This window comes from Streptomyces sp. NPDC050416 (genome assembly GCF_044458845.1).
Taxonomy (GTDB): domain Bacteria; phylum Actinomycetota; class Actinomycetes; order Streptomycetales; family Streptomycetaceae; genus Streptomyces.
In genome coordinates this window covers 421,590-435,197 of the sequence record NZ_JBITII010000006.1, presented here as the reverse complement: position 1 = coordinate 435,197, position 13,608 = coordinate 421,590, and the positions used below count along the sequence as shown (strand labels likewise).

Sequence of the window (13,608 nt, the reverse complement as noted above, 5' to 3'; positions counted from 1 at the left end):
AATGTACGGTTTTCAAGTGGCTTTGAAGTGGCTTTCGAGTGGCTTTCGACTGGAGTGGCTTGTGGTGAACCTGGAGCTCAGCGAGGAGCAGACCGCCGTCCGGCAGCTCGCCCGGGACTTCGTCGAGCGCGAGATCGCCCCGAACTCCGTCGCCTGGGACCGCGCCGAGGAAGTCGACCGGGCGATCGTCAAGAAGCTCGGCGAGGTCGGGTTCCTGGGTCTGACGATCGACGAGGAGTACGGCGGCTCCGGCGGCGACCACCTCGCGTACTGCCTGGTCACGGAGGAACTCGGCCGGGGCGACTCGTCCGTGCGCGGGATCGTCTCCGTCTCGCTGGGGCTCGTCGCGAAGACCGTCGCCGCCTGGGGGAGTGAGGAGCAGAAGCGGCGGTGGCTGCCGGGACTCACGTCCGGTGAGTCGGTCGGCTGCTTCGGCCTGACCGAGCCGGGCACGGGCTCGGACGCGGGCAACCTCATGACGCGGGCGGTGCGGGACGGCGACGACTACGTCATCAACGGCACCAAGATGTTCATCACCAACGGCACCTGGGCCGACGTCGTCCTGCTCTTCGCCCGCTCCGCCGACGCCCCCGGCCACAAGGGCGTCTCCGCCTTCCTGGTCCCCACGGGCACGCCCGGCCTGACGCGCCGCACGATCCACGGGAAGCTGGGGCTGCGCGGCCAGGCCACGGCCGAAATCGTGCTGGAGGACGTCCGGGTGCCGGCCTCGGCGCTGCTGGGGGAGGAGGGCAAGGGCTTCTCGGTCGCCATGTCCGCCCTCGCCAAGGGGCGGATGTCGGTCGCCGCGGGCTGCGTCGGCATAGCCCAGGCCGCGCTGGACGCGGCCGTGCGGTACGCGGGCGAGCGCGAGCAGTTCGGGAAGGCGATCGCCCGTCACCAGCTGGTCCAGGAACTGATCAGCGACATCGCCGTGGACGTCGACGCCGCGCGGCTGCTGACCTGGCGGGTCGCCGACCTGATCGACCGCGGCCGGCCGTTCGCCGTCGAGTCGTCCAAGGCCAAGCTGTTCGCCTCGGAGGCGGCGGTCCGCGCCGCCAACAACGCGCTCCAGGTGTTCGGCGGCTACGGCTACATCGACGAGTACCCGGCGGGCAAGCTGCTGCGGGACGCCCGCGTGATGACCCTCTACGAGGGCACGAGCCAGATCCAGAAGCTGGTCATCGGGCGTGCGCTGACGGGGGTTTCGGCGTTCTGAGTACGTTCCTGAGTAGTTCGGCGGATGTGGCCGCCGGCCCCTTCCCCGACCCTGGTCCCCATGAGTGACGCACCGGTCAAACAGCAGAGCACGGCCGCCTTCTACGGCCAGGCGATCGCCTCGTTCTCCGTCGCCATGGCCGCCACCGCCGTCGGCATCTTCAGGTTGAACGCCGACGCCTGGGTGCGGGGTTTCCTCGCGATCGCCGTCCTCTACCTGGTCACCTCCGCCTTCACCCTGGCCAAGGTGATCCGGGACCGGCAGGAGGCCGGGCAGATCGTCAGCCGGGTCGACCAGGCGCGGCTGGAGAAGCTGCTCGCCGAGCACGACCCCTTCGAAAAGCTCTGAGCGGGCACGCTAAGCGCCCGCTCACCCTCAGCGGTATGGTGTTACTCCTGCCAGTGATGAGGGGTGAGCGATGAGTACGGCGGAGGAGACGGCCGGCGGCGAGGCGCAGGCGTGGGGCGAGGTCACGCCCGACGCGGCGCGACGGCTGCTGATCGCCGCGGTGGAGGCCTTCGCCGAGCGCGGGTACCACGCCACGACGACCCGGGACATCGCGGGTCGCGCCGGGATGAGCCCGGCAGCGCTCTACATCCACTACAAGACCAAGGAAGAGCTGCTGCACCGCATCAGCAGGATCGGGCACGAGAAGGCCCTGGAGATCCTGCGGACGGCGTCACGGCGGGAGGGCACCGCCCGCGAGCGCCTGGCCGGCGCGGTCAGCTCCTTCGTCCGCTGGCACGCCGGCGGGCGCACCACCGCGCGCGTCGTCCAGTACGAGCTGGACTCGCTCGGTCCGGACGCCCGCGACGAGATCCTCGCGCTGCGGCGGCAGTGCGACGCCGAGGTGCGGGGGATCATCGAGGACGGCGTGGCGGCCGGTGAGTTCGACGTGCTCGACGTCAAGGGCACGACCCTGGCTGTTCTCTCGCTCTGCATCGACGTGGCCCGTTGGTTCAACGTCGACGGGCCCTGGACGCCGGACGAGGTCGGCGCGCTGTACGCCGACCTCGTGCTGCGGATGGTGGGGGACGGGTCGAAGTAACCCGCCGGGATCAGAAGTAGTAGCGGGAGACCGACTCGGCGACGCAGACGGGCTTGTCGCCGCCCTCGCGTTCCACGGTGAAGGCGACGGTCACCTGGACGCCGCCGGGGACGTCGTCGACGGCGCTGATGGTCGCGGTGGCGCGGAGCCGGGAGCCGACGGGGACGGGCGAGGGGAAACGGACCTTGTTCGACCCGTAGTTGACGCCCATCTTCACGCCCTCGACCGAGATCAGCTGCGGTCCGAAGAGGGGAAGCAGCGACAGGGTGAGATAGCCGTGGGCGATGGTGGTGCCGAAGGGGCCCGCGGCGGCCTTCTCCGGGTCGACGTGGATCCACTGGTGGTCGCCGGTGGCCTCCGCGAAGAGGTCGATCCGCTTCTGGTCGATGTCGAGCCAGTCGGTGTACCCCAGTTGCTCGCCCACCGCCGACTTCAGGTCGTCGATGGACGTGAAGATCCTCGGCTGTGCCATGTCCCGGCCTCTCGCGTCAGGAAGTCTACGTGCACTTGAATCTCTAAGCGACTGCTTAGCATGGTCGGCCGCAGGGGCCCTGTCAACGGACTGGGTAGGGTTCGAGGGGTGCCCCAGATTTCAGAGAAGATCCACGAACTCACGGTCGGCCAGCTGGCGGCGCGCAGCGGGGCCGCCGTTTCCGCCCTGCACTTCTACGAGTCCAAAGGCCTGATCAGCAGTCGCCGGACCGCCGGCAACCAGCGCCGCTACGCGCGGGACACGCTGCGCAGGGTCGCCTTCATCCGGGCCGCGCAACGGGTCGGCATCCCGCTGGCGACGATCCGGGAGGCGCTGGCGGAGCTTCCCGAGGAGCGGACGCCGACCCGGGAGGACTGGGCGCGTCTGTCGGAGACCTGGCGCTCGGAACTGGACGAACGCATCAAGCAGCTGAACCGTCTCCGCGACCACCTCACCGACTGCATCGGCTGCGGCTGCCTCTCCCTGGACACGTGCGTCCTGTCCAACCCGGGCGACGCCTTCGGCGAACGCCGCGCGGGCTCACGCCTGCTGGTGGACAGGGGGCGGGCATAGCGCCTGCGCGGTGGTGGTGGGTCGGGGCCGCGTCGGGGGGTGTCCGTCCTCGGAACGGCGCGATGGGCTTGCGAACCGATCAACTGTCCCTTGACGCGCCAACCGCTGCGGGCGGACACCCCCCGACACGTCCCCTTCGCGCCGTGCGCGGGTGCGGGGCGCGTCGTGGTCCCGCTTCGCGCGGGGCTGGCGCTCGGCGCTGGGCTGCGGTGCGTCGTGGCTTCGGTGCCGCAGGCCGGCCGCTGCGTGTGCGGGCGCGCGGCGGTCCGCTCAGCTGCCGTAGCCCCCGCGCTGCGGGCCGCCGGTCCCGCTTAGCTGCGGGCAGTCGTGCCTCCCCCAGTGCCTTAAGGGCCTGGGAAGTGCTCCCAGGCGGCAGGGGTGGGCGCAGCGGCACCTCGTCGCGCCGAGCTGCGCAACGCCCCGGCCTCAGCAGCCGTCGGCGGCACCCCGCTCCGCCGTGCTGCGGACCCGCCCGGCCTCAGCGACCACTCCCAGCACTCCGCCGACCCGCCTCGTACTCCACCAACCCCGCCGCGACCAACTCCGCGTTGGATCCGGCCCGCCTCCCATCCGGCAGGACCAGCACATCCTCCACCCCGACCCGCGTCGCCAAGTCCAGCTCGCCCGCAAGCCGCAGCACGGGCCACGCGCCCCCGTCCTCCCCGTGCAGCAGCACAGGACGCCCATGGGCGGCACCAAGGCCGGACAACAACCCCCGCGCGGAAGCCACCGCACTCGAGGGGTTCGTGTCCGTCACCTCGGCCAAGACCCGCAGCACCTTCGGCCCCAGCGGCGAGGCGGCGAACCGCTCCGCACCATCCGTCCCGGACCAGATGCCCGCCTCCACACCCACCCCGCGCTCCAGGAGCAGGCCGGCGACCTCCTCCGCACCGGGCTCATGCCAGTTGACCGAGGCATGGTCGGGCAGGACGGTCCAGCTCCGTATCCGCTCCAGCCGGGCCGCAGGATCCGGCTCGGCCCACGCCCCCGTGGTCACCCCCACCGGCACCCGCACCCGCGAGCGCATCGCCGACAGCGTCTCCGCGAGCACCCGGGGCGACAACGTGTCCCGCCCGCACGGCGTCTTGGGATGGACATGGATGTCCGTGGCCCCGGCCGCGACGGCGTCGGCGGCGGAGTCGGCCATGGACTCGGGCGTCAGCGGCACCGCCGTACCGTCGGCGGCGGTCCGCGGACCGTTCAGGCACACCTGCACCATGTCGACGATGGTGTCAGCCCCCACTGACAGTGGGGGTGCGGCATCCCCGGCGCACCCCCCGCGCACCCGCGTTCGTCAAGCCGACACCAACAGCCTCGCCCGCCTGGCGTCCGCGAGGGCTTCGGGCGTGAGCACCGGACGCGGTACGAGAATTCCGCAGTCCGTGCAGACCGGACCCGCCGAGGGCTCGTGGTCCAGGTCGTGCTTCCAGGCGAGTTGCTCCCCGCCGCACACCGGGCACGTCGAGCCCGGTTCGCGCTCCAGCGCGGCGATCAGCCGGCGCAGCACCTCGGCCAGCGGTTCACGGGGATGGACCGCCGGATCGTCGCACCACGCCACGCCGAAACCGCCCCAGGTCAGCCGGTGCCAGTCGTCCACACTGCCCGGCCGGCGCAGTCCGTCGTGCTTCTCCTTCTTGCGGCGCTCGGCGAACTCGACCTCGTAGGCCAGCCAGACCGCCCGCGCCTCCTCCAGTTCGTCCAGTGCGGCCACGAGCCGCACCGGATCGGGGGACCGGTCCTCGGGGCCGAACCCGGCCCGGGAACACAGATGGTCCCAGGTCGCCCTGTGCCCATAAGGGGCGAACCTCTCAAGGCACTTGCGAAGCGAATAACGCCGCAGTGCCAGATCGCACCGCGGATCGCGGACCTGTCTCGCCAGACTCCGGAAACCGGCCATCGTCCTGCACCTCCGTCACACCTGCACCTGATTCGGTCACTTCGGCGTCGTCATAAGGACGTCGCCGAATAGACGTATCGACAAGCGAATCGGCTCCATCCGATTTCAAATGGCCTCCATAAGCGGTCCGACGAGGCTTTGAGTCGACTGCCGTGGTCCGTGTGCCTGTTGTGCTGACTCCGAAAAGTGACGCCTGTTCATCTTCAATCCTGGAGCTACCGGCGGTAACATCCCGCCCACCCCCCGTCGGGAGGAGCCCCCCACATGCCACGGCGTTACCCACGCACCGTTCTCGACAGAATGAGAACTCCCCGCGGAATCCCCGGGTTCCTGAAGACCGCATCGGTATGCGCGCTGATCGCGGGTCTTTTGTCGCCGCTGTCACAGGCGGCCGCCTCGGAGACGGGGACCGCGCAGGGCACGGCGGCGGCGAACGACCACTGCGGCAACCAGTGTTCGGACATCCTCCCGCCCGGCCAGAACGGCAACGCCACCCTGGCCCAGGTCCTCCTCAACCAGGCCTTCGGCACCCAGCCCGAACACGCCGAGGACCAGCTCGGGCCCTATGCCAACCTCGCCAAGGGCTACACCGGCCTCACCAACGACAAGATCAACAACTTCTTCAACGACGCGTCGTTCGGGGTCCCGGCGGATCAGGTCGCCTCCACCGTCAAACCCGCCGGACGCGGTGACGTGACGATCGTCCGGGACAAGAAGACCGGTGTGCCGCACATCACCGGCACCACCCGGTACGGCACGGAGTTCGGGGCCGGCTACGCCGCCGCACAGGACCGGCTGTGGCTGATGGACGTCTTCCGGCACGTCGGACGTGGTCAGGTGACCTCCTTCGCGGGCGGCGCGCCCTCCAACCAGGGCCTGGAACAGCAGTTCTGGCGGCACGCGCCCTACACCGAGGCCGATCTCCAGGCGCAGATCGACAACGCCGTCGCCACCAACGGCGAGCGCGGCAAGCAGGCCCTCGCCGACGCCGATGCCTACCTCGACGGCATCAACGCCTACATCGACGCCTCCGACAGCGGCCGGTACTTCCCCGGTGAGTACGTCCTCACCGGGCACAAGGACTCAGTCACCAACGCCGGGAAGATCGAGCACTTCAAGATCACCGACATGGTCGCGCTGGGATCCGTCATCGGCGCGCTGTTCGGCTCCGGCGGAGGCGGCGAGGTCAACAACGCGCTCTCCCTGCTCGCCGCCCAGGAGAAGTACGGCGTGGCGGAAGGCACCAAGGTCTGGGAGTCCTTCCGGGAACGCAACGACCCGGAGGCCGTCCTCACCGTCCACGACGGCAGCTTCCCGTACGCGACCAAGCCGGACGACCCGCAGGGCACGGCAATGCCGGACGCCGGTTCGGTGAAGCCCGAGCCGCTCGTCCACGACCGCACCGGCAGTGCCACCACGGCCAGTGCCACCGGCGCGTCCGGCGAGGCGTCCAAGTCGGCCCTGTCGTCCGCCAAGCGCGGCATGTCCAACGCCCTCGTGGTCAGCGGCGAGCACACCGCCAGCGGCCACCCGGTCGCCGTGTTCGGCCCGCAGACCGGCTACTTCGCACCCCAGTTGCTGCTCCTCCAGGAACTCCAGGGCCCCGGCATCAGCGCCCGCGGCGCCTCCTTCGCGGGCCTGAGCATGTACGTCGAACTCGGCCGCGGCCAGGACTACTCGTGGAGCGCGACGACCTCCGGCCAGGACATCATCGACACGTTCGCCGTCGAACTCTGCAAGGACGACCACCACTACCTGTACCGCGGCACCTGTACGCCGATGGAGAAGATCGAGCAGAAGAACGCCTGGAAGCCGACGGTCGCCGACGGCACCGCGGCCGGCTCGTACACCATGCGCGTGTGGCGCACGAAGTACGGACCCGTCGAGTACCGCGCCACCGTCGGCGGCAAGAAGGTCGCCTACACCACCCTGCGCTCGTCCTTCATGCACGAGGCCGACTCCATCATCGGCTTCCAGATGCTGAACGACCCGGACTACGTGAAGGGCCCGGAGTCGTTCCAGAAGGCGGTGCAGCACATCAACTACACCTTCAACTGGTTCTACGCCGACTCCGAGCACACCGCGTACTACAACAGCGGAGACAACCCGGTGCGCGCGAACGGCGTCGACGCCGAGTTCCCTGTGTGGGCCCGGCCGGTGTACGAGTGGCGCGGCTGGGACCCGGCGACCAACACGGCCGACTACACCCCGCCCTCCGCCCACCCCCACTCCATCGACCAGGACTACTACATCTCCTGGAACAACAAGCAGGCCAAGGACTACACCACCGCCCCCTGGGGCAACGGCTCCGTGCACCGCGGCAACCTCCTCGAGGACCGGGTGAAGAAGCTGGTCCAGCAGGGCGGGGTGACCCGGGCCTCGCTGGTGAAGGCCATGGCCGACGCGGCCACGGCCGACCTGCGGGCGGAGGGCGTCCTGCCCAAACTGCTGAAGGCCGTGAACAGTTCGCCGGTCACCGACCCCACCGCCGCGGCCGCCGTGAGCAAGCTCCAGGCATGGGTCGCCGCGGGCGGCAAGCGCACGGAGACCTCGGCCGGTTCCGAGAAGTACGCCGACGCCGACGCGATCCGCATCCTGGACGCCTGGTGGCCGCTGCTGGTCAAGGCCGAGTTCGAACCGGGCCTCGGCAGCGAGCTCTACAAAGCCATGACGGCCAATCTGCCCGTCGACGAGTCCCCGTCGGCCGCGCACGGCCCGACCGGATCGCACGCCGGAAGCTCCTTCCAGTACGGCTGGTGGAGCTACGTCGACAAGGACATCCGGTCCGTGCTCGGCGAGCAGGTGCGCGGGCCGCTGGCCCGCGAGTACTGCGGCGGCGGAGACCTCGGCGCCTGCCGTGACACCCTCGTCAGCACCCTGAAGGAGGCGGCCGGCAAGACCGCGGCCCAGGTCTACCCCGGCGACGACCAGTGCTCGGCGGGCGACCAGTGGTGCGCCGACTCGGTCATCCACCGCACCCTCGGCGGCATCAAGCACGGCAAGATCAGCTGGCAGAACCGGCCGACCTACCAGCAGGTCGTGGAGTTCACCTCACACCGGTGAGGCCAGGGGGACACCCCCTAGGTCAGGCGGCGGGTCAGCGGACGCGGCCCGCCGCCAGTACCAGCCGGGTCAGCTCCTCGTGCAGGATGTCGCTGTGCGCACCGGCGGGCGGGCCACCGCGTCTGACCACCGCCGCCGCGTCCACGTTCACGCACCCCGAGGTGGGCAGCTTCGCCCGCAGGGCCTCGGCGAGGGTGTACGCGCGCGTGCCCGGCACCGCCTGCACCCCGTCGTAGCCCATCGCACCCCACTTGGCGCCCAGGGCCCGCCCCAGGTCGAGGCCCGCGACCGACCGGCTGTCGCCCGCCATGCGGGACGCCAGCGGATACATCGTGCCCAGGGCCGAGTCGTGCCGGGAGTGGCAGCACACCACAGGGCCGTCGACGCGGTTCTGCTGCCCCTGGAGCACCCCTCCGGCGCGCGCGTCGTGCGGCAGCCGGGCCGCGAACGCGTAGTGGGAGAACGCTCCTTGGAGCAGCGTCACCGACTTGACCGTGCGCACGCCCTCGGGGAGGCCGCGCAGCGCGAACGACACCAGCCGGGCGCCGAAACTGTGCCCCACGAGGTGCACGCGCACGTCCGGCGCCGCCTTCGCGAGCTGTCCGACGACCCGGCCGAGACCACGCTCGCCGACGGTTCCCGCACGCCGTTTCATCGCGTAGTACGTCGCCTGCCGCAGCAGCTCGTGCGCCCCCTCCCAGGGGTTGGGCAGGCCGAACCCCTGCCGCGCGCCGGACGCGTCGAGCTCCGCCAGCGCCCGCGCGAACTCCTCGCAGGCCGCCGCCGAGGACCCGGCCAGCATCTCCGGCTCGCTCTGCGGCACTCCCTCCGCCACCGTGTCCGCCGCGAACAGCGCCTGCGGACCGGGCGCCACCACCTCCACGAGCAGCCGCACCAGCCGCCCGAACTCCTCCAGTTCGGCCTCCTCCGGCGGCTGCTGCTCCAGCAGCCGGGTGATCTGCTCGATCAGGATCGCCCGGCCCGGGAAGGACTCCAGCAGCGCGTGCCGCGTGGCCTTGTCGAGCACCGGGCGCCGGGGGAGCCCGGCCGCCACGGCCCGCGGGAAGTCCGGGATCGGTTCGTCGGAGAACCGCATCGCCGGCCACAGGACCCCGACGTAGCCGATCCGGGCGGCCGGTGCCAGCCGCGGAACCGGCGCGAGGAAGCGGTCGTAGAGCCGGGTCGCGCCCGAGCGGTCGTTGTTCCAGCCGTGCGCGAAGACGATCAGGTCGCGCACCTTCCGTTCGCTCACCCCGGCGAGCAGCCGGTCCCGCCCGCGGCCCGCCGGGTCCCCGTCCGCGTCGAAGGTCAGCTCCCAGTAGGGACTCACGCTCATCGCCGGATCCGCCATGACAGGCCCCCTGTTCCCCCGGGTTGCGCCGCGATGTGGCGCATCGTCCTGCCAACGGGGGAGCTTGGCCATACGTCACGGGCGCATTGGGCGCCGCGTTGTCGCGCTGCCGCGCTCAGCGGTAGAGGAGGTACTTCCGCCGCGTCCTCCGGAACGCCGCCAGCTCCTCCTGCCACCCCGCCACGACCGCGTCGGTGTCCGCGCCCGCGTCGATCATCGTGCGCACGCGCGCGGAGCCGGTGAGTTTGTCGATCCAGTGGTCGGGCCGCCAGGCGAACCCGTCCCACACCTTCCGGGCGGTCACGAGCAGGGCGATACCCGTCCGTACGGGATCGAAGACGTCCCGGTCGTGCACATGGACCTGCACGCCGCCGATCGTCCTGCCCTGGAACTTGGAGAAGGTGGGCGCGAAGTACGCCTCCCTGAAGTGCACGCCGGGCAGGGCGAGTTCGTTCGCGGCGGCGGCCCAGCGCCGGTCGATGCCCTCGGCGCCGAGCAGTTCGAACGGCCGGGTGGTGCCGCGCCCCTCCGACAGGTTCGTGCCCTCGAACAGGCAGGTCCCCGAGTAGACCAGGGCCGTCTCCGGCGTCGGCATGTTCGGGCTGGGCGGCACCCAGGGCAGCCCCGAGGCGTCGTAGAAGTCCGAGCGCTTCCAGCCCGACATCGTGACGGTCTCCAGCGGTACGGGCTCGGTCAGGAACTCCCCGTTGAACAGCCGCGCCAGTTCGGCGACGGTCATGCCGTGCGCCTGGGAGATGGGCTGCCGTCCGACGAAGGTGGCGAACTCCTTGTGCAGGACGGGCCCGAGGGCCGCCCGCCCGGTCACCGGATTGGGCCGGTCCAGGACCACGAAACGCTTGCCGGCGAGCTGGGCGGCCTCCATGCAGTCGTACAGGGTCCAGATGTACGTGTAGAAGCGGGCGCCGGCGTCCTGGATGTCGAACACGACCGTGTCCACGCCGGACGCGGTGAAGATGTCGGCGAGCGGCCGTCCGCTCTTGAGGTACGTGTCGTAGACGGGCAGTCCGGTCGCCGGGTCGTCGTAGCGGCCCTCGGAGCCGCCGGCCTGCGCGGTGCCACGGAAGCCGTGTTCAGGGCCGAAGACGGCCCTTAAGTCCACTCGGGTGTCGGCGTGCATGACGTCGACGATGTGGCGGACGTCGCGGGTGATGCCGGTGGGGTTGGTGACGATGCCGATCTTGTGGCCGTCGAGCAGGGCGTAGCCGTCGTGGGCGAGTCGTTCGAAGCCGGTGCGGAGTTGTCTGGGGCGTTGGGCTGTTGCCGCGGTTGTCGCGGGCAGTGACACAGCTGCCGTGGCTGTGGCCAACAGGCCTCGTCTGGACAGGTGCATGGGTGGCCTCCGTGATCCGTTGTGTGCCGCTTTCGTGGTGGCTGGTCGCGCCCACGCGGCGGAGCCGCACATCGGTACAGCCCCGCGCCCCTAGGGTGCTGCCCCACCCCCTTCCCTGGTACATACCGACCGGTTAGTCTGATGGCATTGCTGGAGCCGCGTCTGAGGAGACCGATGGTGGGAGCCTTTCAAGGGGCCGGAGTCGTTGTCACGGGGGCCGGGGGCGGTATCGGAGCCGCACTGGCCCGGCGTTTCGCCGCCGAGGGGGCCCGGGTCGTCGTCAACGATCTGGACGCCGAGCGGGCCAAGCATGTCGCGGACGAGGTCGGGGGTGTCGCCGTGCCCGGTGACGCCTCGGCGATCGTCGGCGAGGCCAGGGACGCGCTCGACGGGACCGTCGACGTGTACTGCGCCAACGCCGGTGTCGCCTTCGACGGCATCGATGCCGGTCAGGCACTGGACGAAAAGGCCTGGGCGACCTCCTGGGACGTGAACGTCATGGCGCACGTCCGGGCCGCTCACGAGCTGCTGCCCGCCTGGCTGGAGCGGGGAAGCGGCCGGTTCGTCTCCACCGTCTCCGCCGCCGGGCTGCTCACCATGATCGGCGCCGCCCCCTACGCCGTCACCAAGCACGGCGCCCTCGCCTTCGCCGAGTGGCTGTCGCTGACGTACCGGCACCGGGGTGTGAAGGTCCACGCCATCTGCCCGCAGGGCGTGCGCACCGACATGCTGGCCGCCACCGGCAGCGCGGGCGACCTGGTGCTCCAGCCGACCGCGATCGAGCCGGAGGCCGTGGCGGACGCCCTGCTGAAGGGCATCGAGGAGGACCGTTTCCTGATCCTGCCGCACCCCGAGGTCGCCGCGTACTCCCAGGCCCGGGCCGGTGACCCCGACCGCTGGCTGACGGGCATGAACCGCATCCAGCAGCAGTGGGAGGAGAACCGGTGACCGAGTCCCGTTACGCGGCCCAACCCTGGCTGGACCTGCTGAACGACGCCCAGAAGGGCGCGATCAGCCCGGCCGACTCCCTCGTGCACGCCCTGCGCCGGGCCGTGGCCGAGACGCCGGACGGCGACTTCCTGGCCTACTTCGACGGCCGCCTGACCTACCGGGAGGTCGACGAGCTCAGCGACTCCGTCGCCGGGCATCTCGCGGCGCGCGGACTGCAGCGCGGAGACCGGGCCGCGGTACTGCTCCAGAACTCCCCGCACTTCGTGCTCGCCGTGCTGGGCGCCTGGAAGGCGGGCGCGGTCGTCGTGCCCGTCAACCCGATGTACAAGTCGGGAGAGGTGGCCCACGTCCTGCGCGACGGCGAGGTCGCCGCGCTGATCTGCGCGGACCGGGCGTGGGAGTCGTATCTGCGTGAGACCGCGGCGGACTCGCCCGTGCGGATCGTGCTCACCGGCTGCGAGCTGGACTTCCAGACGCGTGGCGACGCGCGCGTGCTGACCTTCGAGCGGCTGCCGCAGGCCCCGGACGCCGACGACCTGGTGACCGTGGCGCGGGCCGGGCACAAGGCGCCAGGGGACCGGGATCCCGACCCTGCCGACATCGCGCTGATCAGCTACACCTCCGGCACCAGCGGCACGCCCAAGGGTGCCACCAACACGCACGGCAACATCATGTACAACGCCGAGCGGCAGCGGACCGGCCTGGGGCTGCCCGAGCAGCCCGTCTACTTCGCGCTGGCGCCGCTGTTCCACATCACCGGCATGGTCTGCCAGTTCGGTGCCTGCCTGAGCAGTGCGGGCACGCTCGTGCTGGCCTACCGCTTCGAGGCGGGAGTGGTCCTCGACGCGTTCGCCGAGCACCGCCCGCACTACACCGTCGGCCCGTCCACGGCGTTCATGGCGCTGGCCGCCCATCCGTCCGTCACCCGCGACCACTTCTCCTCCTTCCGGGTGATCTCCTCCGGCGGCGCCCCCCTGCCGCCCGCGCTTGTGGAGAAGTTCCGGGCGGGTTTCGGACCGTACATTCGCAACGGCTACGGACTGACCGAGTGCACCGCGCCCTGCGCCTCCGTGCCGCCCGGTCTGGAGGCGCCCGTCGACCCGGTCTCCGGGACCCTCGCGGTCGGCGTGCCCGGCCCCGACACGGTCGTACGGATCGTCGACGACAACGGCGACGAGGTGCCGTTCGGCGAACAGGGCGAGATCGTCGTGCGGGGGCCGCAGGTCGTGCCCGGCTACTGGCGGCGCCCCGACGCCACGGCCGAGACGTTCCCCGGCGGCGAACTGCGCACCGGTGACATCGGCTTCATGGACGAGCAGGGCTGGCTGTACGTCGTCGACCGCAAGAAGGACATGATCAACGCGTCCGGCTTCAAGGTGTGGCCGCGCGAGGTCGAGGACGTGCTCTACACACACCCGGCGGTGCGCGAGGCCGCCGTCGTGGGCGTGCCGGACGGGTATCGCGGGGAGACCGTCAAGGCGTACATCAGCCTGCGCCCGGACGCCGATACGGACCCGGATGCACTCGCCGTCTACTGCAAGGAGAGACTGGCCGCCTACAAATACCCGCGCCAGGTGGAGATCCTGCCGGACTTGCCGAAGACGGCCAGTGGGAAGATCCTCCGTCGGGAGCTTCGTTCCCGGACGCAAGGCAACTGACAGCAGGACGGAAAGGCAGGTGGCGGCA

12 protein-coding genes are annotated in these 13,608 nt (G+C 70.8%); 7 read left to right on the top strand and 5 right to left on the bottom strand.

All coding sequences use genetic code 11. The features are described from left to right. Positions 1-64 precede the first annotated feature (64 nt). The 3 genes from ACIBL4_RS21675 (at position 65) to ACIBL4_RS21665 (ending at position 2,264) form a co-directional block, all read left to right on the top strand. Positions 65-1,216 carry an acyl-CoA dehydrogenase family protein gene (locus tag ACIBL4_RS21675; protein ID WP_399412400.1) on the top strand — a complete coding sequence of 384 codons (1,152 nt, stop codon included), beginning with the start codon at positions 65-67 and terminating at the stop codon, positions 1,214-1,216. 60 nt (positions 1,217-1,276) lie between these two features. Beyond that, complete coding sequence (locus ACIBL4_RS21670; protein ID WP_399412398.1) at positions 1,277-1,564, top strand: YiaA/YiaB family inner membrane protein; 288 nt, start codon at positions 1,277-1,279, stop codon at positions 1,562-1,564. A gap of 70 nt (positions 1,565-1,634) precedes the next feature. After that, entirely contained in the window at positions 1,635-2,264 is a 630-nt protein-coding gene (locus tag ACIBL4_RS21665; RefSeq protein ID WP_399412396.1) for a TetR/AcrR family transcriptional regulator, read from the top strand. Positions 2,265-2,274: 10 nt separating this feature from the next. Here the strand turns inward: ACIBL4_RS21665 and ACIBL4_RS21660 are convergent, their stop codons facing one another. Next, the gene (locus tag ACIBL4_RS21660) at positions 2,275-2,736 is read right to left on the bottom strand and encodes a MaoC family dehydratase (protein WP_399412395.1); all 462 of its coding nucleotides are present in this window, start codon (positions 2,734-2,736) and stop codon (positions 2,275-2,277) included. A 108-nt stretch (positions 2,737-2,844) separates the two neighbouring features. Between ACIBL4_RS21660 and soxR the strand changes: the two genes are divergently transcribed. Then, the gene (soxR, locus tag ACIBL4_RS21655; protein WP_399412393.1) at positions 2,845-3,309 is read left to right on the top strand and encodes a redox-sensitive transcriptional activator SoxR; all 465 of its coding nucleotides are present in this window, start codon (positions 2,845-2,847) and stop codon (positions 3,307-3,309) included. A gap of 478 nt (positions 3,310-3,787) precedes the next feature. Here soxR and ACIBL4_RS21650 read toward each other — a convergent pair whose 3' ends face one another. After that, positions 3,788-4,528, bottom strand: a complete 741-nt coding sequence (locus ACIBL4_RS21650) for a 3-keto-5-aminohexanoate cleavage protein (RefSeq protein ID WP_399412604.1) — start codon at positions 4,526-4,528, stop codon at positions 3,788-3,790. Positions 4,529-4,603: 75 nt separating this feature from the next. Beyond that, a complete protein-coding gene (locus tag ACIBL4_RS21645; protein WP_399412391.1) occupies positions 4,604-5,206 on the bottom strand; it encodes a hypothetical protein in 603 nt (200 codons plus the stop codon). A gap of 264 nt (positions 5,207-5,470) precedes the next feature. Here ACIBL4_RS21645 and ACIBL4_RS21640 point away from each other — a divergent pair, with 264 nt between their 5' ends. After that, positions 5,471-8,269 (top strand): penicillin acylase family protein, encoded by a 2,799-nt coding sequence (locus tag ACIBL4_RS21640; RefSeq protein ID WP_399412389.1) that lies wholly within the window; start codon positions 5,471-5,473, stop codon positions 8,267-8,269. A 34-nt stretch (positions 8,270-8,303) separates the two neighbouring features. Here ACIBL4_RS21640 and ACIBL4_RS21635 read toward each other — a convergent pair whose 3' ends face one another. After that, complete coding sequence (locus ACIBL4_RS21635; protein ID WP_399412387.1) at positions 8,304-9,620, bottom strand: serine-threonine protein kinase; 1,317 nt, start codon at positions 9,618-9,620, stop codon at positions 8,304-8,306. A gap of 115 nt (positions 9,621-9,735) precedes the next feature. Then, a complete protein-coding gene (locus tag ACIBL4_RS21630) occupies positions 9,736-10,971 on the bottom strand; it encodes an exo-beta-N-acetylmuramidase NamZ domain-containing protein (RefSeq protein WP_399412385.1) in 1,236 nt (411 codons plus the stop codon). Between the two features lie 174 nt (positions 10,972-11,145). Here ACIBL4_RS21630 and ACIBL4_RS21625 point away from each other — a divergent pair, with 174 nt between their 5' ends. Both ACIBL4_RS21625 and ACIBL4_RS21620 read left to right on the top strand, forming a co-directional pair. Beyond that, positions 11,146-11,919 (top strand): SDR family oxidoreductase, encoded by a 774-nt coding sequence (locus tag ACIBL4_RS21625; protein ID WP_399412383.1) that lies wholly within the window; start codon positions 11,146-11,148, stop codon positions 11,917-11,919. Next, positions 11,916-13,580, top strand: coding sequence for a class I adenylate-forming enzyme family protein (locus tag ACIBL4_RS21620; RefSeq protein WP_399412381.1), 1,665 nt, complete (start codon positions 11,916-11,918; stop codon positions 13,578-13,580). The genes ACIBL4_RS21625 and ACIBL4_RS21620 overlap by 4 nt, the downstream gene beginning before the upstream one ends. The last annotated feature ends 28 nt before the right edge of the window (positions 13,581-13,608 follow it).

Coding starts and splice junctions, on each gene's coding strand:
- ACIBL4_RS21670 (WP_399412398.1), top strand. CDS start 1,277: ATGAGTGACGCACCGGTCAAACAGCAGAGCACGGCCGCCTTCTACGGC.
- ACIBL4_RS21665 (WP_399412396.1), top strand. CDS start 1,635: ATGAGTACGGCGGAGGAGACGGCCGGCGGCGAGGCGCAGGCGTGGGGC.
- ACIBL4_RS21660 (WP_399412395.1), bottom strand. CDS start 2,736: ATGGCACAGCCGAGGATCTTCACGTCCATCGACGACCTGAAGTCGGCG.
- ACIBL4_RS21650 (WP_399412604.1), bottom strand. CDS start 4,528: ATGGTGCAGGTGTGCCTGAACGGTCCGCGGACCGCCGCCGACGGTACG.
- ACIBL4_RS21645 (WP_399412391.1), bottom strand. CDS start 5,206: ATGGCCGGTTTCCGGAGTCTGGCGAGACAGGTCCGCGATCCGCGGTGC.
- ACIBL4_RS21640 (WP_399412389.1), top strand. CDS start 5,471: ATGCCACGGCGTTACCCACGCACCGTTCTCGACAGAATGAGAACTCCC.
- ACIBL4_RS21635 (WP_399412387.1), bottom strand. CDS start 9,620: ATGGCGGATCCGGCGATGAGCGTGAGTCCCTACTGGGAGCTGACCTTC.
- ACIBL4_RS21630 (WP_399412385.1), bottom strand. CDS start 10,971: ATGCACCTGTCCAGACGAGGCCTGTTGGCCACAGCCACGGCAGCTGTG.
- ACIBL4_RS21625 (WP_399412383.1), top strand. CDS start 11,146: ATGGTGGGAGCCTTTCAAGGGGCCGGAGTCGTTGTCACGGGGGCCGGG.